Origin of the sequence: Vibrio sp. 10N.261.55.A10 (assembly GCF_041470825.1) — a bacterium.
Lineage (GTDB): Bacteria > Pseudomonadota > Gammaproteobacteria > Enterobacterales > Vibrionaceae > Vibrio > Vibrio crassostreae_C.
Genome location: NZ_JBFRNC010000071.1, coordinates 1 through 21,091, shown reverse-complemented (window position 1 = coordinate 21,091; position 21,091 = coordinate 1). Strand labels below are relative to the sequence as shown.

17 protein-coding genes are annotated in these 21,091 nt (G+C 44.7%); 11 read left to right on the top strand and 6 right to left on the bottom strand.

The genetic code is table 11. From position 1 onward, the window contains the following. Nucleotides 1-58 precede the first annotated feature (58 nt). Complete coding sequence (locus tag AB4274_RS19700) at nucleotides 59-1,312, bottom strand: aromatic amino acid transport family protein (RefSeq protein ID WP_102320452.1); 1,254 nt, start codon at nucleotides 1,310-1,312, stop codon at nucleotides 59-61. 309 nt (nucleotides 1,313-1,621) lie between these two features. After that, entirely contained in the window at nucleotides 1,622-2,221 is a 600-nt protein-coding gene (locus AB4274_RS19695; protein ID WP_102320451.1) for a CoA pyrophosphatase, read from the bottom strand. Between the two features lie 303 nt (nucleotides 2,222-2,524). Here AB4274_RS19695 and AB4274_RS19690 point away from each other — a divergent pair, with 303 nt between their 5' ends. Beyond that, on the top strand, nucleotides 2,525-3,067 hold the full coding sequence (locus AB4274_RS19690) for a heme NO-binding domain-containing protein (protein WP_065584176.1): 543 nt from the start codon (nucleotides 2,525-2,527) through the stop codon (nucleotides 3,065-3,067). Nucleotide 3,068: 1 nt separating this feature from the next. Then, a complete protein-coding gene (locus AB4274_RS19685) occupies nucleotides 3,069-4,787 on the top strand; it encodes an ATP-binding protein (RefSeq protein ID WP_102320450.1) in 1,719 nt (572 codons plus the stop codon). A gap of 142 nt (nucleotides 4,788-4,929) precedes the next feature. Here the strand turns inward: AB4274_RS19685 and pabB are convergent, their stop codons facing one another. Continuing rightward, nucleotides 4,930-6,309, bottom strand: a complete 1,380-nt coding sequence (pabB, locus tag AB4274_RS19680; RefSeq protein ID WP_102320449.1) for an aminodeoxychorismate synthase component I — start codon at nucleotides 6,307-6,309, stop codon at nucleotides 4,930-4,932. A gap of 254 nt (nucleotides 6,310-6,563) precedes the next feature. Between pabB and AB4274_RS19675 the strand changes: the two genes are divergently transcribed. From AB4274_RS19675 to AB4274_RS19640, 8 genes are all read left to right on the top strand, one after another. Next, nucleotides 6,564-8,081 carry a fumarate hydratase gene (locus tag AB4274_RS19675; RefSeq protein ID WP_102320448.1) on the top strand — a complete coding sequence of 506 codons (1,518 nt, stop codon included), beginning with the start codon at nucleotides 6,564-6,566 and terminating at the stop codon, nucleotides 8,079-8,081. A 164-nt stretch (nucleotides 8,082-8,245) separates the two neighbouring features. Then, entirely contained in the window at nucleotides 8,246-8,431 is a 186-nt protein-coding gene (locus AB4274_RS19670) for a hypothetical protein (RefSeq protein ID WP_004734731.1), read from the top strand. Nucleotides 8,432-8,630: 199 nt separating this feature from the next. Beyond that, nucleotides 8,631-10,004: a YcjX family protein gene (locus AB4274_RS19665; protein WP_372051713.1), complete on the top strand. Its 1,374-nt coding sequence runs from the start codon at nucleotides 8,631-8,633 to the stop codon at nucleotides 10,002-10,004. A gap of 14 nt (nucleotides 10,005-10,018) precedes the next feature. Next, on the top strand, nucleotides 10,019-11,071 hold the full coding sequence (locus AB4274_RS19660) for a YcjF family protein (RefSeq protein WP_372113018.1): 1,053 nt from the start codon (nucleotides 10,019-10,021) through the stop codon (nucleotides 11,069-11,071). 123 nt (nucleotides 11,072-11,194) lie between these two features. Beyond that, nucleotides 11,195-12,739, top strand: a complete 1,545-nt coding sequence (tyrR, locus tag AB4274_RS19655) for a transcriptional regulator TyrR (RefSeq protein WP_372113016.1) — start codon at nucleotides 11,195-11,197, stop codon at nucleotides 12,737-12,739. An 18-nt stretch (nucleotides 12,740-12,757) separates the two neighbouring features. Further along, nucleotides 12,758-13,345 carry a ribosomal protein S5-alanine N-acetyltransferase gene (gene rimJ / locus AB4274_RS19650; protein WP_017060432.1) on the top strand — a complete coding sequence of 196 codons (588 nt, stop codon included), beginning with the start codon at nucleotides 12,758-12,760 and terminating at the stop codon, nucleotides 13,343-13,345. Nucleotides 13,346-13,497: 152 nt separating this feature from the next. Beyond that, nucleotides 13,498-13,971, top strand: coding sequence for a DUF2947 domain-containing protein (locus tag AB4274_RS19645; RefSeq protein ID WP_017060433.1), 474 nt, complete (start codon nucleotides 13,498-13,500; stop codon nucleotides 13,969-13,971). Nucleotides 13,972-14,239: 268 nt separating this feature from the next. Further along, entirely contained in the window at nucleotides 14,240-14,455 is a 216-nt protein-coding gene (locus AB4274_RS19640) for a hypothetical protein (protein WP_017065431.1), read from the top strand. A gap of 171 nt (nucleotides 14,456-14,626) precedes the next feature. Here AB4274_RS19640 and AB4274_RS19635 read toward each other — a convergent pair whose 3' ends face one another. The 3 genes from AB4274_RS19635 to AB4274_RS19625 all read right to left on the bottom strand — a co-directional run bounded on the left by AB4274_RS19635 (nucleotide 14,627) and on the right by AB4274_RS19625 (nucleotide 20,211). After that, nucleotides 14,627-17,467 (bottom strand): Hsp70 family protein, encoded by a 2,841-nt coding sequence (locus AB4274_RS19635; protein ID WP_372058513.1) that lies wholly within the window; start codon nucleotides 17,465-17,467, stop codon nucleotides 14,627-14,629. A gap of 153 nt (nucleotides 17,468-17,620) precedes the next feature. Continuing rightward, a complete protein-coding gene (locus AB4274_RS19630; protein ID WP_372113014.1) occupies nucleotides 17,621-19,579 on the bottom strand; it encodes an Hsp70 family protein in 1,959 nt (652 codons plus the stop codon). After that, a complete protein-coding gene (locus tag AB4274_RS19625) occupies nucleotides 19,579-20,211 on the bottom strand; it encodes a DUF2760 domain-containing protein (protein WP_017091262.1) in 633 nt (210 codons plus the stop codon). The genes AB4274_RS19630 and AB4274_RS19625 overlap by 1 nt, the downstream gene beginning before the upstream one ends. A gap of 348 nt (nucleotides 20,212-20,559) precedes the next feature. Between AB4274_RS19625 and AB4274_RS19620 the strand changes: the two genes are divergently transcribed. Next, the coding region (locus tag AB4274_RS19620; RefSeq protein ID WP_372113012.1) for a CHASE domain-containing protein at nucleotides 20,560-21,091 on the top strand (532 nt) is incomplete at its 3' end.

The following is a 21,091-nucleotide window of genomic DNA, read 5'->3' as shown; positions in this document are numbered from 1 at the left end:
ATTTTTTGTCTAATCTCGTGATATAAGATGGATGCCATCTTATAAAAAGGGCTTGAGATTAAAGAGCGCCGTAGATTACAGAACTAATAGCCGCTAGACCACATAAAGCTGTAAAGATTTGTACAGGTGCTGAAGTTTTGTACTTAGCCATTGCTGGTACTTTTTGCATCGCGAATACAGGCATTAGGAACAGGATAGCTGCAATCATTGGAGCACCCATTGTTTCAATCATACCTAGGATACTTGGGTTAACTACCGCAACAATCCAAGTAGTAACAACGATGAACGCTAGAGATGCTTTTTCGATAGTGCTTACTGAAGAACCAGAGCGAGACTTGATTAGACCAACAAGACCTTCGTGAGCACCTAGGAAGTGACCGAAGTAGCTAGAAGTAATCGCTGCGAACGCTACTAGAGGACCCATGTAAGAGATAAGTGGAGACTCATGTACGTTTGCTAGGTAAGAAAGAACAGAGATGTTCTGTGCTTGTGCTGTTGCTAGTTGCTCTGGAGATAGAGAAAGCACTACAGAGAATACGAAGAACATTACAAAACCCATCAGCATCATTGCTGCGCCACCAGTGATCGCGTCAGTTTTCTTAACTGCGTCATCACCGTATACACGACGTTGCTCTTTAGAGAACTGTGAAATGATTGGGCTGTGGTTGAAAGAGAACACGATGATTGGAATAGCAAGCCAGATAATAGAAGGCATTGTTGACCATTCTGGGCTTACGTCCATCATTGAAGTGTTCCAATCAGGAACTAGGTAAAAAGATAGCGCTAGTAGGATGAATACTAGTGGGTAAACCATTGCTGAAGTTGCTTTAAGCATCAGCTCTTTACCGAATACAACACCTGCTGTCATAGCAAGGATAAGTGCACCAGAAAGAAGAGGACGAGGAATAGATTCCATACCCATTTGGTTTACTAGGAAAGAATCAACTGTGTTTGTGATACCAACACCGTAGATAAGAACGATCGGGTAGATAGCGAAGAAGTAAGCAAAAGTAATAATGTTTGCGCCAGTCTTACCGAAGTGCTCTTCAACTGTGTCTGTAATATCAGCTTCAGGGTTTTTAGCAGACAGTACGAAACGAGCTAGAGATTTGTGTGCGAACCAAGTCATTGGTGCCGCAATTAGAGCTAGGATAACTAATGGCCAAAAACCACCCGCACCAGCTTTGATTGGAAGGAATAGTACGCCAGCACCAACTGCTGTACCGAATAGTGATAAACACCAGGTAAAATCTTTATAGTTAAACTTGCTTGAATCTTTAACGGCATTTGCCGAAGAAGTTGTTGTGTTCATGTTAAATTACTCATTTTTTGGGAACAGGAAATAAGTCGGGGCTAATTCTGCAGAATTTTCTTCTGCAAAAAATAGATCTAAATCATGTAATGAAACGGCGTGTCACATGATATGCGAAAAACGAATTTTTGATCACGAAAATAGCGTGCTACATGTGATTTATGTTTATGCCTGGTATTAGTTTTATTTATGCGAAAGGCGGGGTTGTATAGATTTATACCAGGGAAACGTTTGCGTAAAATTGCATTAATAAATCTGTTCCATAGAAAGTCTGGATTTTGTTAACAGAGATTAAACAAAACGTAGTTGCTATGTGATTCGTTGCAGTACGTGTTGCTGCAGCGATTGGATAATTTGCGCCGTAACGCCCCAAATTAGGTGCTCTTGGAAAGGCATCGCAAAAACCCGATGCTTGATTTGTTTAAAGTTAACAGTGTGGCTGTGTAACTTGGCTTGGTCTAAAACATAGGTAGCGGGTACCTCAAAAATTGAGGCAACTTCGTTCTCATCAATGATGGCTTCATAGTCAGGATCGACCATGGCAATAATCGGCGTCACAGAAAATTTACTAATAGTACTCAATGCTGGTAATTGCCCAATAATTTTAACTTGATCCGATCGAATTCCCACCTCCTCATGGAGCTCTCTGAGTGCAGTGAATTGCATAGAAGGGTCAGAAAGTTCGTGTTTACCACCAGGAAAGCTGACTTGGCCGGGGTGATGCTTTAAATGAGCCGCTCTTTTAGTAAAAATGACATGTAAACCATCTTCTCTTTCAACTAAACCTACCACCACTGCCGCTTTACGTAATTGCTCGCCACTGATGTGCGAAACACGCTCTACTGACTCAGGATGATAGCCAACGGTAGGGTTAAGTTGGAATTGCTGAAGGAAGTTTTCTTTATTCATATCAAGCCAATATATTGATTATTATGATTTTAAGTATAGACATAACCGTGGGTTGATTACCAATATCGAGTTTTTCTTCATTCACTTTCCCTCTTTTAGTTATCAATTGGGCGTCATGAGAGGCTGTTTACCGATGAATCTCCTCAAAATGACGATTTTTGCTATATTCAATATGTGCATACAGGCGAGTAAGCGTTACCCATGTCATAAAATTGGGTGACGAAACGTAGATTTTTTGTTTAAGAATTTGATAACAATAACTTAGTGGACCATTCTAAAAAGAAATAGAAGAAAAGGTATGAGATGAAAGGAATCATATTCACCGAATTTTTAGAGCTTGTTGAAGACAAGTTTGGGCTAGAGCTTTTGGAAGAAGTTCTAGAAATGTCAGAAGATGAAGGGATCTATACGTCGGTCGGCAGCTACGACCACAAAGACCTTGTCAGGTTGATTATCAACTTGAGTAAGAAAACCGATATTGATGCGGCAAGCTTGCAACGCGTGTTTGGGCAGTCTGTATTTAAGAACTTACTGGCCTCATTACCGAATAAAGCGAGCCTTGCTCACAGCAATACCACCTTTCAATTTATTCAGCACGTAGAGCGTTACATTCATGTTGAAGTGAAGAAGCTCTATCCAGATGCTGAGCCACCTGAATTCAGTTTTATCACCACGAACGAAGCACAACTTGTTTTTGACTACAAAAGCGCAAGGTGTATGTCTCATGTTTGCTTAGGGCTTATTGAAGGATGTGCTGAATACCACGGTGAATCTATCGCGGTGGAGATGACGCCACAAAATGATGACCAAAGCGTGGTTAGGTTTAATCTCAAAGTAGAAAAGTAATATGGATCTGGCATCTGCCCTAGAGAAGAAGCTTAAGCGTCAAATCGCGGCAAGGAAAGCGGCTGAAGGATTGTTGGAACAGAAGAGCCTCGAACTGTTCGAGGCTAACCAACAGCTTGAGCTTGCTTTGCGTCAGTTAGAAAAGCGCTCCAACGCGAATATACGCCGCATTGAATTCCAAGAACAAATCGACAACCTGTTGATTGATTTTGGGCGCGCGTTTCTAAGAAATGATCTCGATGATGTCATGCTATCTGAACTAACGACCAACGTGACTAACAGTTACTTAATCGAAGCCAGTCGTTTGATTCTACCTCCCAAGCTCATCCCTCAGTTACAGACCTATGATTATGGCGATGAGACTGTCGAGGTGTTAGAGCAAGACATTCAAGAACCTCATTGGCAAGACAACCTACTGACCGTGCCCTTAGAGGTTGAAAAAGTCATAGTTGGTGCGTTAATCGTCAGAGTCAGGTTGTTAGACCAAGACTACGAGTTTATCCAAAGCCAACTGTTGTTGGTCACGGACCTTATCTGCAGTGCCTTAACCCATCAACTAGCAATCAACCGAAATATTGAATCACGTAAACGAGCGGAAGAGTCCGAAAGGGCAACGCGTGACTTTGTGGCCATGATTAATCATGAGTTAAGAACTCCACTTAATGGCTTACTAGGCAGTGCCGAGTTGATCAGTGATACCGAACTGAATAGCTCTCAGCGTGAGATAGTGAACAACCTGAGCCAATCTGGAGAGTTTCTCCGAACCATCATTAATGATCTATTGGATTACAGCAAAATTAACGCAGGGATGTTAGAGCTTATTCCAAAGAAATTTGCCCTGAATGACTTGCGAAACACGATTGATAGTATTTTCGTCAATCGAGCAATCGAGAAGCAGCTTGAATTTAATATCAGTGTTGCGTCAAATGTTCCCTCCCATTTCCAAGGTGATTTAGAGCGCATCACTCAGCTGTTTGTGAACTTAATCGGTAATGCGATTAAATTTACAGAAGAAGGACATGTGAATGTCGATATCGAATGGGACAAAAACCAATTTGTTTTCTCTGTAGAAGATACTGGAGTCGGAATTGCTGAATCAGCACATAAGACGCTGTTTGAACCTTTTACGCAGGCAGATAACTCAAGTAGTCGGAACTATGAGGGTACAGGACTTGGGTTAGCGATTTGTCGCAAACTGGTGGCTCTGATGAATGGTGATATTGGGGTGACCAGTGTCGTTGGTTCAGGCACGACCTTTACCATCTCGATTCCTCTTCAAGTTGTCGATGTTCCGGCAGAGAGTGATAGTGTCGCCAAGGGCTTTGAGTATGAGGCGGAATTGTCACTACTTAAAGTGCTGGTGGTTGATGATATTAAGATGAACCAGATCATCATCCAGCAAATGCTTCGTAAACATGAGATTGAACCTGCTATCGCAAGCAATGGTGTCGAAGGGTTTGAACTCGCGTCAGACAATGAATACGATATTGTATTCATGGATTGCAGAATGCCTGTTATGGACGGGTTTGAAGCAACAGAGAAGCTAAGAGAGAAGGGTTACGTTAAATCTATTGTGGCACTGACCGCCGGAACGACATTGGAAGAACGCGAACGTTGTATTCAGTGTGGGATGGATGACATTTTGAGTAAACCTTACACCGCCAACGATCTGAAAGAGATGCTTAAGAAGTGGGGTGTATCTGCGGTGAAGGTCGCTTAAACACGCGAATAAAGCGTTGTGAGTTATGTACTCTAACTTACAGACTAAAAAACCGAAGTGATCTTACGATCCTTCGGTTTCTTTTTATATCGAACTTTTGCTAGCCGTTAAGCTACGGAACTCGCAGTTAATGACACTAGGTTTAGCAATCTTCAAGTATCGGTAGAATTCGACTCAGCTTATCCAGTGTTTCTTGGTATTCAGAAGCACAATCACTATCAAATACCACACCACCGCCAGCCCAAGCATAAAGCGTGTTGTTCTCGGCGACTAATGTACGAATGGTAATACTGGTATCCATTCTGCCATTTCGGCTGATGTAGCCAATACTGCCGCAGTACGCTGAACGTCGATGCGGTTCTAACTCTTCAATGATCTGCATCGCGCGAACTTTTGGTGCGCCAGTAATCGATCCTCCAGGGAAACAGGCTCTCAGAAGGTCAGTTGCAGAGTATTGGTCATCAAGGTCCGCTCGTATCGTGCTCACTAAGTGGTGCACGGCAGGGAAGCTTTCAATATCGAAGAGCTTTGGTACATGCACTGTGCCCGGTTTTGCTACTCGGCCAATGTCATTACGAAGTAGGTCGACGATCATCAAGTTTTCCGCCTGATCTTTATCGGCGCTTGCTAGGTCTTGCGCGTTGGCATTATCAATCATCGGGTCCTCAGAACGAGGTCGTGTGCCTTTGATTGGCTTGGTTTCAATGACGTTGTCTTTGAGTTCTAAGAAACGCTCTGGCGAAACACTGATGATTGCGCAGTCGGCCAAACGGATAAAACCCGAAAAGGGCGCTGAGTTGTACTGTTCTAACTTGTCATAAGCCAGCCATTCACTACCTTGGTATTGGGCATTGAAGCGCTGAGCTAAGTTAATCTGATAGCAGTCCCCGGATAACAGGTACTCTTGAACACTATCGAACTTAGTGGCGTAGCTCTCTTCGCTCATATTGGATTGCCACGGTGTGGTTAACCCAAAGGGCGCATGTGATAGGTGTGATTGAGCCATCTGCTGCATTAGCCAATCATGATGTTCATCGATATTGCTACCGACAATACACGCCGTTTTCAATTGGTGGTCAACGATAACAGCCCATTCATACAAGCCAACTGCCATGTCAGGTGCTTCAATATCACGCTTTGCGAGTGATGGAAGTGTCTCGACTCTGCGCCCTAAATCATAGCTAAAATAGCCTAAAGCGCCGCCAACGAATGGCAACTGAGTGTGCTCTTTAGTCGCAGGCAATAATTGTTGCTGATATTGGTCGAGTAGTTCGAAAGGATCAGAGTCTGAAACCTCGCACGTCTCATTAACATTAACGGTCGTTTCTGCACCGATTGTCTCGAAGGTGGCGATGGGTTGAGCAACTAAAATATCGTATCGACTATCAACGTGGCTTTCTGAAGCGGAGCGTAATAGCATTGCCCACGGCAGGTTTTCAATATGGGAAAACAGCTGTTTAGCTAAAGTTGATTGATATTCAAGCGGCTTGATTTGGATAGAGCGAAATTCGTTGTTATTCATTTGTTTAATTTGTGACAAAGAGTTCGATCACTGCATGGCGTGTGAGAGGAAGCAAGAGTATCATAAATTGAAAATAAAATGGGTTCTTGATTAGAACGGAGTAATCCAAGTGGTTTAGTTTAAAGCTATGCAAGTGATTGCTAAAGCAACTAAATACAGCTCAACACAATAAAAAGCTAAACCACCTAATTCGATTTGGCACATATAGTCAAACTGTGAACCCACATGGAACCAGAACAATAAAGAGGCATGCAATGACGGTTATTCGTAAGCAAGATGTGATCAGCAGTGTCGCTGACGCACTTCAGTACATTTCTTATTATCACCCTTTAGACTTTGTCCAAGCCCTAGAAAAAGCGTACGAGAAAGAAGAGAGCCAAGCAGCTAAAGATGCGATCGCTCAGATTCTTATCAACTCGCGCATGTCTGCGGAAGGCCATCGTCCAATTTGTCAGGATACGGGTATTGTTACTTGTTTCGTGAACATCGGTATGGATGTTAGGTGGGAAACGGATCAAACAGTACAACAGATGGTTGATGAAGGCGTTCGTCAAGCTTACAACAACCCAGATAACCCATTGCGTGCATCTGTCCTAATGGACCCTGCAGGTAAGCGTATTAATACCAAAGACAACACACCAGCGGTTGTCCACATTAATATGATTCCAGGCAACAAAGTTGAAATTCAAATCGCGGCTAAGGGCGGCGGTTCTGAGAACAAAACCAAGATGGTTATGTTGAACCCTTCTGATGATATTGCAGAATGGGTAGAGAAGACGCTGCCAACAATGGGTGCAGGCTGGTGTCCACCGGGTATGCTAGGTATAGGCATTGGCGGTACGGCTGAGAAAGCAGCGGTACTAGCGAAAGAATCTTTGATGGAACACATCGATATTCAAGAGCTTATCGAAAAAGGCCCTGAGAACGCAGAAGAAGAGCTTCGCCTAGACATCTTCAACCGTGTAAACAAGCTAGGTATTGGTGCACAAGGTCTTGGCGGTCTAACGACTGTGGTTGACGTAAAAATCAAAACAGCACCAACACACGCAGCATCTAAGCCAGTTTGCTTAATCCCGAACTGTGCAGCAACGCGTCACGTTCACTTCACACTAGATGGCAGCGGCCCAGCAGAGCTAACGCCACCTAAGTTAGAAGAGTGGCCAGACATCACTTGGGAAGCGGGCGCAAATACACGTCGTGTTAACCTTGATGAAGTGACTAAAGAAGACGTACAAGAGTGGAAGACCGGCGAAACGGTTCTTCTGTCAGGTAAGATCTTAACCGGTCGTGATGCTGCTCATAAACGTATTCAAGGCATGCTAGAAAGCGGCGAAGGCTTACCAGCCGGCGTTGATTTCAAAGGCAAGTTCATTTACTACGTGGGTCCTGTTGATGCTGTAGGTGATGAAGCGGTAGGTCCTGCGGGCCCAACAACTTCAACACGTATGGATAAGTTCACTGACATGATGCTGAACGAAACTGGCATTATGGGCATGATCGGTAAAGCGGAACGTGGCCCTGCAACGGTTGAATCAATCAAAGAGCACAAAGCGGTTTACCTAATGGCGGTTGGTGGTGCAGCTTATTTAGTCGCAAAAGCAATTAAAAAAGCACGCGTTGTTGCGTTTGAAGATCTCGGTATGGAAGCGATTTACGAGTTTGAAGTTGAAGATATGCCTGTAACGGTAGCGGTTGACTCTAACGGCGTGAACGCACACCAGATCGGCCCTGACACGTGGAAAGTGAAGATTGCTGAAGCTGAGAAAGCGTAATTAATCGACGCCAAAAAATCGTAATTGTCGCTAACTTCAGCGTTTGAATTGCAATTTTTGACAGAAAGTTAAAGACAAAAGTGCAGCATTATCTGCACTTTTGTCTTATTATCAATGATATAGTGATAAACACATAGTTTGATATAAGAACATAGGAGAGAGGAATGCCTCGTTTTATTCAGATCCTACAGATTATCTTGGCAGTGGTGATTGGTGCTTTTGTTGGCTACGACCTGATCTTGAAAGGGATCAGTATCTTTGATAATAAATACGTGACGATTACATGTGCGCTTTGGCTAATTGCAGAGATTGCACTGTTTGTTATCTACAAGTTGATTGAAGACGATTAGACGTCGGATATCGTGCAAAAATTCTAAAGCCCCTGATTATGAATGTAGTCAGGGGCTTTTATTCATCTAGCATTAAGAATGTGTATTGCATACTCATCAACATAAGCAAAAGCATACAAACTATCCCAACGGGGAAAGAACATAGGCTTGCCTTTCTATTATCATAACCAGCTAGCCTAACTATCACGGAGTCGTTCAAATGAAACACCTAACTCAAGAAATGAGTGACTTTATAAGCAGAGGAACGGATTCTCATATTCGAGTAGCGGTCACGGGGCTCTCTCGTGCGGGTAAGACAGCATTCATTACTTCGCTGGTTAATCAGCTTCTTCATACGTCTACCCACAAAAACTTGCCACTGCTTGCATCTGCGAGAGATGGAAGAATTATTGGCGCAAAGCGCATCCCGCAACACAACATGATGATTCCACGCTTCTCTTATGATGAAGCGATGGAGTCGTTGAATGCACAGCCACCAGAATGGCCGGTACCAACGCGTGATGTCAGTGAGATTCGTTTAGCCATCAAATATAAGCCTGCGAAGGGCGCAAAAAAGCTACTGAGTAAAAACAGCACCCTTTATCTCGATATTGTCGATTATCCAGGTGAATGGTTGCTTGATTTGCCGTTACTGGATATGGACTTCGATACCTGGAGCCAATCTCAGTTTGCCGCATTGAAAGGCGACAGAGAAACTTACTCGCAACAGTGGAACGTAATGCGTGGTGATATCGATTTGCTAGCAGAAGCGGACGAAAAGAAACTGGTCGCGATTGCCGATAGCTACACCCAGTACCTTCATACTTGTAAAAGTAACGGACTGCATTGGGTACAACCGGGTCGATTCGTATTACCGGGTGAGCTTGAAGGCGCGCCTGTGTTGCAATTCTTCCCGTGTCTCGCACCTGAGGGTAAGTTCTCAAAAACAAGTAACTATGCGGTACTGAAAGCGCGTTATGAAGAGTATCAACAGAAGGTAGTGAAAGCGTTCTACAAGAATCACTTCGCGACGTTCGACAGACAAATCGTGTTGGTGGATTGCTTACAGCCACTTAATGCGGGCTATGACTCTTTCATGGATATGCGTGGCGCGTTAGAACAGTTACTTAAGAGCTTTAAGTACGGTCGAAGCAATATCTTAAGACGTTTATTTGCGCCGAAGATCGACAAGATCTTGTTTGCAGCCACCAAGGCTGACCACGTGACACCGGATCAACATCCGAACTTGGTGTCACTGTTACAACAGATGGTACATCCGGCTTGGCAGCAGGCGGCGTTTGAACACATCGACATGAGTTGTATGAGTATCGCGTCTATTCAAGCGACCAGCGCGGGTTATATCTCGTCTGGCTCAGACAATGTTCCGGCGTTGCAAGGTGTGACTTTGGATAATGTCCCTCAAACCATGTATCCGGGAGAGGTGCCGCGTAAGTTGCCCAACAAACAGTATTGGGAAACCAACCAGTTTGATTTCACGAGCTTTAGACCGATGGAGCAACATTCCGATGAGCCTTGCCAACATCTAAGAGTCGACAAGGTTTTAGAGTATCTCATTGGCGACAAGTTGAAGTAATTGAGGCAATCAAAATGAGTGAATTAAAAACAAAGCAGGTCTTTAATGAACCGTTGAAGACCTCTTTTGATGAGCAAGACAAGAGTGACGTTGGCCCGGATTTAGGTGCTCAACAACTGTTCACAGAGCAAGAGAAATTTGTCCCTGTCGCACCGCAAGTGGAAGCCGAACTTGATGGTGAAGCTGAGCAGCAATTGGAACAAGTGATTCGACCGAGCAAAAAGAAGAAGTGGTTTGGAACGGGTTTATTGGTCGCTTTTTCTGGCCTAGTTGGATGGCAAGCAATTGAATCGGTCATTACCGCAATTCAAACTGCTGATTGGCTTGCGTTAGGTTGGGCAGGCTTTATTGCTGCCATTGCTTCATTGGGTTTAGGCGCAATAGGCAAAGAGCTGTGGAAACTGCGTTCACTTAAAGATCACTTTAGTGTGCAAGAGCAGAGTGAAGAGCTACTCCAAAGTCAAAGTGTCGGCAAGGGCAAAGCGTTCTGTGAAAACATCGCCAAGCAAGGTGGCATTATCGCTGAGTCTCCTTCGTACGATAAGTGGCGAAACAGCATTAACCCAGCACACAGTGATGCAGAAGTGTTGGATATGTACGATGCGTTAGTCGTGAGTCAACAAGACAAAGTAGCGACTCAAATCGTCACTAAGTTTTCGACCGAATCGGCGGCTTTGGTTGCAGTGAGTCCATTGGCGGCGGCTGATATGTTGCTGGTGGCTTGGCGAAATTTCACCATGATCGACAAGCTTGCTGATGTGTATGGCATTGAGCTTGGCTACTGGTCTAGGATTAAGCTATTTAAATTGGTGTTAATCAACATGGCAGCAGCGGGAGCCAGTGAACTCGCAATTGATGCAAGTATGGATCTCGTCTCGATGGATCTTGCAGGCAAAGTCTCAGCTCGAGCAGGGCAGGGGCTAGGTGTTGGTATTCTTACTGCAAGACTGGGTCTAAAAGCCATGACATTGCTTCGACCTATGCCTTGGCATAACGAGAGAAAAGTAAAACTGGCAGACCTCCGCAAAGCCGTCCTTTCAGAAATAAAGCGTATCACTCTCAAATAAAGCATTTAAAGCTCAATAGTTTGAGAAGAAGAGTAAACATATGTTTACTCTTCTTCTTGACTGAACTCAGAGCTTAATCCACACTACTGTCAACTTATCCTGACACCTATAATAGGACTATTTGTGCGTCTTGAAGTATTGTGTGAAGACAGACTCGGCTTAACACGTGAGTTGCTCGATATCTTGGCCTCAAAAAGCATTGATTTAAGAGGAATCGAAATTGATGTTAAAGGTATTATTTACCTAAACTGCCCTGATATCGATTTTGATGCTTTTAGTGAACTTATGGCTGAAATTCGCCGAATTTCAGGTGTGAAGGATGTACGTAAAATCCAATTTATGCCAAGCGAAAGGCATAACACAGAGCTGATTGCTCTGCTGGCAAACCTACCTGATCCTGTTATTGCGATTGACCTTAAAGGCTCAGTCGATATGGCTAACCACGCTGCATTGAACCTTTTTAATAAGCAAGAAGACGCAGTCATCGGTGAACCGCTCGCGACGTTTGTTCCTAGTTTTAACTTTGCTCGCTGGATCGAAGGCGATGTAACGCGCCATCGTGAAGTTGTCGTGTTGGATGGCTTAGATTTCTCTATTGAGATCCTGCCGATTTACCTTGGTGGTGATGTCAACGAAGCGGTACTGGCAAGCGCAGTAATGACGATTCGCTCTTGTAATCAAGAGATGAACTCGCCAGATTTAATCCCAGAACAGAACAACCTTGGTTTCGAACACTTTGTTGGTGTCTCTAATCGCCATAAAGCCTTGATCAGCCAAGCTAAGAAATTGGCTATGCTGGATCAGCCTCTATTAATTGAAGGCGATACAGGGACAGGCAAAGAGATGTTGGCAAAAGCGTGTCATAACCGTTCAAATCGATCGTCTTTCCCATTCTTGATTCTAAGCTGTGCATCGATGCCTGATGACGTAGCGGAAACGGAATTGTTTGGTCATGCGCCGGGTTCATTCAACCATGAGCAAGGTCATAAAGGTATTTTCGAACAAGCGAATGGCGGTACCGTATTTTTAGATGAAATTGGCGAGATGAGCCCGCATCTACAAATCAAATTGCTGCGTTTCCTACAAGATGGTTCATTCCGTCGTGTTGGTGAAGAAGAAGAGATGCACGCTGATGTTCGTATTATTGCATCAACGCGCCACCGTCTTTCTGAATTAGCCGACTCGGGTTCGTTCCGTGAAGATTTGTTTTACCGCTTGAATGTACTGACTCTGTCTATCCCTGCATTGCGTGAGCGCTCAAACGACGTAGCACCGCTATTGGAACTGTTCGTTGCAAAGTACGCGCAGCAGTTAGGTATGTTAAAACCAAAATTGACTCAAGAGTTAGTCGACCAGCTTGGTAATTACCAATGGCCGGGCAACATTCGTCAGTTAGACAACATGGTTCTACGCGCACTAACAGAGTTGGATTCAGACACGCTAACGGTTGAGCAATTCCACTTGCCACAGCTTGAAACAATGACGGCAGGAATGGCGAACCTGAGCTTAGATGGTTCGCTCGATGAAATCATGAAAGACTATGAATCTCAGATTCTAGAGAAGCTTTATCAGTCTTTCCCATCAAGCCGTAAGCTAGCAAAACGTTTGAATGTATCTCATACCTCAATTGCGAATAAGCTTCGTGATTACGGTATCAGAAAGAACTGATCGAATAAGAACAAGATTATGGAAGATTTGAGTACACCAGAGCGCATTTATAAGCATGATGGTAATCTGATTCTACGCACGGCTGAAATCGATGATGCTGGCATGATCAGCGAGTACTTTCAGGTTAACAGAGAGTATCTGAAACCTTGGGAACCGATTCGCGAAGACGCGTTCTTTGATAGAGCGAGTTGGGCGCAGCGACTGATTAAGTTAAACGAGCTTCATAAAATGGGGCTAGGCTATTACTGTTTACTGATTAACGCTGACTCTAATGAAATGTTAGGCACCATATCGTTCAGTAATTTGTCGCGTTTCCCGTTCTACGCTTGTAATGTCGGTTACTCATTGGCGCAAAGTGCACAAGGCCACGGTTACATGCGCAGAGGTTTGAGCATGGCCAAAGACTACATGTTTGATGTGCAGAACATGCACCGCTTAATGGCGGGCTACATGCCTCACAACGAACGCAGTGCTGGTGTATTAGAACATCTTGGTTTTGTCCGAGAAGGTTTTGCTAAAGACTACCTACAGATTAACGGTAAATGGGAAGACCATATACTGACGGCATTAGTTAACCCAAACTGGGAAGATAGACGCGCTGTATAGAGATCAATAGTCATTAGGCGTAAGTACCAATTAAGCGTAAATACAGATTTAGAGGCAGTGACGACATAGATAAAATGAAACCGTCACTGCATCAAAAAGAACAGATAGGCATGGTAAATCCATCAGCCTGAGAAGATATTTGAGGAATTTTGATGTCATACACAACTTTGGACGAATACCAAAGAAAATGGATTTTCACACACCAGTCAATGCCGCTGCCGGCAGAGGACTTGGAAAAGATTAAGCCAATGACACAGGCGAGAGCTTCTCAGTTCTGGAAAGAGAACGTGAGCCCTCAAAGCCCAGACGCAGAACGACTGAGCTCGCAAGACTGGCCAAGCAAAGCATCGAACTGGAATGAAGAGATCAGCTGGATGGCGCATTGGGAAGCGGATGAGCCTGAAATGCCAGAAGAGATTCTTAACTTTATTGATTGGCAAGATGACGTAACTGTTTATTTTTGTTATGAAAAGTACAATGTTCTTGAAACCAAATGGGCGATTTTCAAGAAGCATTGGAAGAACTTTTTGTTCTACGATGATGGCCCGATTTTAATCGGTCGTCGTCGTTCAGAAGCCCTTTGGTTTGCTACCAATGGCAAGGTGAAAATCGGTAACCGTGCTTAATCTCGGTGTGATTTAATCGAGTGAGTGTTGGTGTTTCGATCAACAGATAGAAAAACAAAAAGCGAGCATCGAGCTCGCTTTTTTTGTGCCTAATGATCTTCGAAGATCATGGGGAAAGACCCACTATTTGAGCCCAACTAAAGGTGACCATATCCACTCATTTAAAGCGAGTGAATTACGAAATTGAGATCGCTATCTCATTGGGTTAGTTGAAGTTTCATGGGGTTGAGCTATCTTTATATTACTGCCTTAGTGGAGGTGAAGTATTATGATTTGGGATACTCTCGAACGTGTAAATAAACTTCGCAAGGAAGCAATGGAGGATCCAGAGTTTTTGGATTCAGCAAAAATGCATGAGGAATGGCTTTTAAGCGAAACTCATAATCAATCGAACAAAGGAGCAAAAGAGAATAAACCGAAAAAACTATCTGACATTTATGAAAATACGGATTTTCCTATCAACCCAACTGGAACCAAACATTAACAATGATGAACTGCAACACGGCTAAGGCTCTTAACCAAAAAGCTATAAGTCGATTACACATACCAGCCTTAAGCCACCAATAAAAAAGCCACTTTCAACGAATCGAAAGTGGCTTTTTCTTTTCTTGCTAGCTTCTTTACCATTAGCAACGAAAGCTAATCGTTTTCAAACCTAGTTATTGATTAGGCTTAATCCGCTTGGTAACGCATCACCAAACACACGCTTAGATTCACTCTCAGAAAGCTCAGTCACTTCACTCACTAGTGTTAACCATGAGTCAGGTACCTTGCTTTGCTTAAGCTTCTCAATCACTTGATTGCGATAGTCGTCAGAGATATCAAACTGACGGTCACCGGTTTTTCGACAAATCATCACCGCTGCGAAGGCGATCATCTGCTCTTTCTGCCAGTTCTGTTCAAGCAGTTTTGGTAACCACTGTTCAGCTTGCTCTCTAGGAATTACGCTGTGTTGGCTGCCATACAAAGGCGTTCTTGATGCTAATCGTCCTAGCGCCCACCAGTGAGCCTGTTCAAATTGGTTATGGTTGATCGCTTTGCTTAAGAACCAACTTGCCAGCAGCACTTTGTCTTCAACCTCAAGTTGCTCAAGTGACGCCGCTAAACGGACCATGGCTTCATAACCATTATCTTGCGCATCTTTGGCTGTCTTAGGGTTCTTCATTGCACCTGGGTGAAGGTATTTAGCGATGTCAGCCAAGATACTCTCTTGCTGCTCTTGGTTTAGCCCACCAGCGACACGACGCCAGAATACCCACCAGTCTGTCCAGCCTTGGTGGTTCTTGAACTGAATGTTCTGTTGGTAAAGGCCCCAAATCTGTTCGATACGCCATGAGTCAGTCGGATCGCCAAAGCCAGGACGTAGCGAGTATCCCGCCAAACGTAGCCAGTTCTTCTCGTGTGCTTCTGAGCGGCGACGACGTTTACGACCTAATGAGAAGGTATCAAATAGATGACGAAGGGTCGTGAAATCCCATTCATCACGCTTACCGAGTCGCTTCTCAAGATCTTTCGATAGTGTTTTGATCTCTTTTGATTCAGCACTCTTCTTGTTGCCGCTGTACAGACGAGAAATCAATTCCTTACATTCATCCAGTCTTGGGTGAAGTTTAGCGGTATCAGACTCATCACCTTGCTTGTTTCTTACTTCAAACTCGAGCAACCAACGTTTAGAGTCATCTTCTGTACTCACACATTCCATTTTCAGTGTGCCGACTTCCGTTAATTGACACGCGAGCAATACTTCGACGCGTTCTTTTTGGTTGGCTTGGAGCTCTGCAGTACCTGAACCTTCCAGTGTAGAAATATACGGTGGAAGAGGGGAGAACAAGTCAGCGTCGACATTGACCATCACACCATTTTGAATAGCGGTGTCATGAGCAATTTGATCGTGTGTTGAAGTCAGAAGATTAAATCGTACCGGTTCGCCTAAAGTCAGCGAGAAACGACGGCTGTTCAAGCGTATCTCTTGGCCTTCTTCGGTTCCTTTGGCAAGCAGACAAAGCGCTTTACCCATCTTGTTTTTCTCTTGCAGATGCAAGAAGTAAGAACGGGCAGCACCGCCACCGATTTTCAGCTGTGCACCGCGGCGTGCTTTACCAAAGGCAACCGCGCCAAGGGCAACAGACCAATCTGGATGAGGGTTATCAAGCACTGTGATAGGAGAACCGTTCCAGTTGCCCAGTAGCTGAGTAATTCGCTCTGTTACCAGTTCACTGTTAAACACACCACCATTGAGCAGCACGCCAACTGGAATTGCAGGTTTGGTGTCATCGAACTCAATAGAGTCTGAGTTTTCCAATGCGGCTTTAGACACTTGTTGGTGCGTTGCTAGGAATTCTGCAACGTGCTTACTCACCGCAGGGTCAGCCACGTAAGGCAGACCAAACTCAACCACAGCACTGCGGCGTTTGTCGGGTGTTTCAGTAAACTCAGAAAGCGGGAAGAAACCTTCCAATGCGATTTGATGGACTTCTTGTTTAGTTAAACCAATACTCTTAGTACCGCCAAGCAGTTTTGAACCGCTGCCCAGCATGGTGATCTTTACATCATCGGGCGCATTGGCAGAAAGCAGGCTCTCTTTTGCGGCGCGAGTCTGTTGAATCAGTTTGGTTAGGCTAGAGGCATTCAGCTTTTTGTTTTGATTGAAGCGTTGCTCTGCAAGGTGGGCAAGGGCTAAATCGAGGTTATCACCACCAAGCATCAAGTGTTCACCAACACCAATACGGTCGAGTGCGAGCTCGTTATTACCGTCGCTGTTCGCATCGAATTTGGCTTCAATTAAGCTTAAATCGGTGGTACCACCTCCAACATCACACACTAGAATCAGTGGGATTTGTTGAAGTTCATCTGCTGCGGTTTGTTGGTGACGGGCATACCAGTCATAACAAACGGCTTGCGGCTCTTCGAGTAATAGAATCTTACCTAAGCCCGCCAGTTCTGCGGCTTCGAGTGTTAGCTTACGTGCTGTCTCATCGAAGGAAGCAGGAACGGTAACCACAACATCTTGGTCTTCCAGCTTGTTGCTCGGGTTACGGTAGTTCCATGCTTGGCGAATGTGGTTGAGGTAGCTTGCACTCGCCACAACTGGCGAGACTTTATCGACATCAGCTGCGCCAGCCCAAGGCAGAATGTCGGAGTTACGATCAACCGCTTGGTGTGATAGCCAACTCTTAGCACTCGATACTTGGCGGCCTTCAACCTTAGCGCCTAATTCACGAGCCCATTCACCGACGATAACGTTCTTAATATCGCCTTCAACGGGGCTTGGTTCCCACGGCATCGTCAGGTCAGAAGGGGAGATTTGACCTTGTGCTGGGTGGTAACGAAAGGATGGAAGTAGGGGCTTGCGAACCACTTCACCGGGGCCGATGAGTTGGTCAATATCGAAAAGAGAAACGGGAGCATGTTGTAGGTCGTCGTTGATTTCACAGTAAGCGACAACCGTATTGGTTGTACCTAAGTCAATGCCGACTAAAAAACGAGGAGTTGCCATACAAAACCTTATTCTTCCAGAGTGATGACCAGTTTTTTGATAGCTTTGGTCTTATTGTTGTTATTCGTAAACGTCATTCCTGAGAAACAGGCAGGACTAGATTGAGAAATGCATTGATAAAGTAACGGCACCCGCTAAGGTGCCGTTGATTCATTATGCTTGTTCGTTTGAGTCGTTATTCGAGTCTTCACGAACATCGAACTCAACGTGCCACTTCTGACCGTTGTCAGTAGCAATCGCTTCTAGGTGTAAGGTGCCTAGCTCAGTAACGCGAGAAGCCAAAGTCACTGGAACCACTTCACCTTCGCGACGGCCTTCAGAAACCGGCAATGTCACTTGGATTTCAGGAAGCTCATCAAGCTCTTCAGGCGCCCAGTGATCAAGGTGCGTACCCGCTTCATCTTCACGACGAATGGTTGAACCGAAGAACTGGAAGTGTACTGGCTGACCAATCACTAGACCGAATTCTTGGCTAGGTACTTGTACGCTTGAACCTTCTTCCATACCAAATGGTGCAACACACAAAGCTTCCATCGGAGGAGCCATACCTGGGATAGCTGGCATCGCGCTTTCAATTCCTACGTAGTAAGAAGAAGCGATACCACCGCGGATACGAACGCCTTGGCCACGACGAACTGCGCCGTAGTATGAAGCGCCACTTGCAACCGCTAGGTCTAAATCTAAACCTGAAAGCTGTTTTGCGAACTCTTCGTCAGCATTGATCAACCATTCGTTGATCGTATCTGAAAGACGATCAGCAAGTAGGTTCGATTTTAGAACACCACCATTGAACAGGATTGCTGTTGGCTTGATGAAGTCTGCCGCTGGCGCTTCTGACCCTTGCGTACCGGGCATACCGGGCATGTTTGCAAACGGGTTGAAATCTTGCTGAGCCGTTTCGCTATTTCCAGAAAGCGCGTTCGCTTGCTTAGAAAGGAATGCGGCAATGTGACGAGTAATACCTGCGTCTTGAGCGTAAGGCAGACCCATTTGAGTCAGTGCGCCACGCGTCTTTTGTACAGGGTGCTCAGTTACAGCAACTTTAGGGAAGAAGCCGTCCACTAATGTTTGTTGAACTTCTTGCTGAGTCAGTTCTGTTTTCAGTGTTGCGCCAAGCAGTTTAGAACCACGGCTTGGAACAACGATAGGCACAGATTGCAGTTCAGCATCGTTAAGCAGTGCTTCTTTCGCATCACGACATGCGTGAGTCATTGCTTGAACCTGCCAATGAGCCAGTTCTTTGCCTTCTTGCGCCAGTTTCATCTTCAAGCGGTAAGCCAGTGCTAAGTCCATGTTGTCGCCGCCAAGTAGGATATGTTCACCTACTGCGATACGGTTCAGGCTTAGGTTGCCGTCATCTTGTGTTACTTCAACTAACGAAAGGTCGGTTGTACCACCACCGATATCGACAACAAGAACGATGTCACCAACGTTTACTTCATCACGCCATGTGTCGTTGCTGTTATCAATCCAGCTGTACAGAGCCGCTTGTGGCTCTTCAAGAAGCGTTAGGTGAGTGAAACCAACATTACGTGCAGCTTCTGCTGTTAGGTCACGAGCCGCAGGATCAAACGAAGCTGGAACCGTGATCGTTACATCTTGGTCTGCCAGTTTGTGTTCTGGGTTTGCGTGGTTCCATGCGTCTTTAAGATGCTCAAGGTACAATTCAGTTGTCTTAAGCGGAGATACTTTTTCAACTTCTTCAGGGCTGCCTGCAGGAAGGAAAGCATCGCGACGGTTAACACCACCGTGGCATAACCAAGATTTTGCACTTGCTACCAAACGGATAGGGGTTTTAGAACCAAGGTTACGAGCAATTGCACCCACTAGCGCTTTTGGCTCTGAAGACCAAGGAAGAACGCGAGAGCCCGCATTCATTTCATGTTCGTGCGGTTGGTATAGGAACGAGCCAAGTTGGCTGCGAGTTTCTACTGTACCTGGCGCCGTCAGTTGAGGGATTTGCATCACCTCAACGCGAGCGTCTTCATTGCTTGTGTCTATGTAAGACAAAACGCAATGTGTAGTACCTAAATCGATACCAACACTGAACTTGGGTACCTGGTTTTGCTCTTGAGAAGATGGCTCTTGAGCTGAATGACTTTGGTGTTCCATTATAGCTCCACCTCTGCCGGTGCAATTACAGATGCATCGTAGTTTTCAGCAAGCTTAGGCAGGTTCATGTCAGTTGCTTTCCAACCTTTGTGAACTAGTGTGCCGTTGAATGGTGCATTGCCCGTTACGTTGCCAGTTAGGCGAATTTCTTGAGGGTTGAAACCTTCAGCGATAGTGATACGTGTTTCTTCATCTTCAGTGCGGATGTGAGACAGCGTTACGTAATCAGCCAATACTTTTTGACCGCCAGTGTGAATAACACGAGCTGCTGCGCCAACTTCTTCATCAGAGAATGACGTTAGGTCTTCTTTTAAGAAGTCGATAAGGCGCGCTTCTTGCTGCATGATAGACAGTAGCTGCATTGCAGAGTCTGTTGGTGCTGTAGCAAGCTTAGATTCAACTTCTACTACTTTTTCGATCACACGTTCAACTTCTACTACTTTCTCTACTTCGACAATTTTCTCAACTGGCTTTTCAACTTCAACGATCTTTTCTACTGGTTTTTCTACGACTTTCTCAACCACTTTGGTTTTACGAGAAACGGCAATTAACAGTAGTAAAACGCTTGATGCAGTTAGGCCTGCGTGAAGCATATCAAACGTTTGTGGGATTAGGTTCAAATCAACGATCATAGTGATTTCTCTTTAAAATTGATTTAACGGTATATTCGTCGGTTCAAAGGAATATACAGGTTGGAAAGAAACTCATTGGCACTAAGCCGAAACGGTCACTTTCAAGCTATAAATATGGATGGATACTAGCATATTCAAGGCTTAAGAGTGGTATTTAATGTTTTTAATCAAGTGGGTTTTTGGTGTGTTAGCTTGAAATTTAGTCGAGATTCGGTCGAATATTGGTCGTCGATGTGAGGGCAAGGTAAACAATGCCCGTTTTATGTCAGTTTTAAGACTAAACAGAAATGGAGCATGATTCCCTTCCGTTATATACTTTTAACTCATTAGAGACTATTTGGAAGCCACATGCCGCAAACTACCGACCCACTTACAGGGTTGAAGAGACGAACTCTCCCATTGGTCGTATTTTTGGTCAGTTTTTTGATTACTGTGTTGTGTTTTATATTAGTCGCGTTAAACCAAAACCGCGCGTTAAATATGAATTTGGATAGCTTTGCTACTCACCAGACACTGAGTTTGGAAGCGTTTATCGCTAATGACGTGGCTTACATTGGTTCTGGTGCTAATTTTTTCTACGCAAATGATCCTGAAAACTGGGATAAGTTTGATCGTTTTGCACAACAAACGATTAATGTTTCAAAAAGTCTAATTGGCTTGCAGTGGATGCAAAAAGTGGCAGCAGACGAGATTGCCGAGCATACCGCTAAGATGAAAGAAAAATACCCGTCTTGCGAGCTGTTCACTATTCCAAAACACGAAGCCAAAGTCTTTGGTTACATCTTAGATGGTGAGCCGGCGTTCATTGCTAGTGACCTGTATCCCAACACACAAGCAAACGACAATGTAGTTGGCTTTTATTTGGTTCATCGCGGATTAG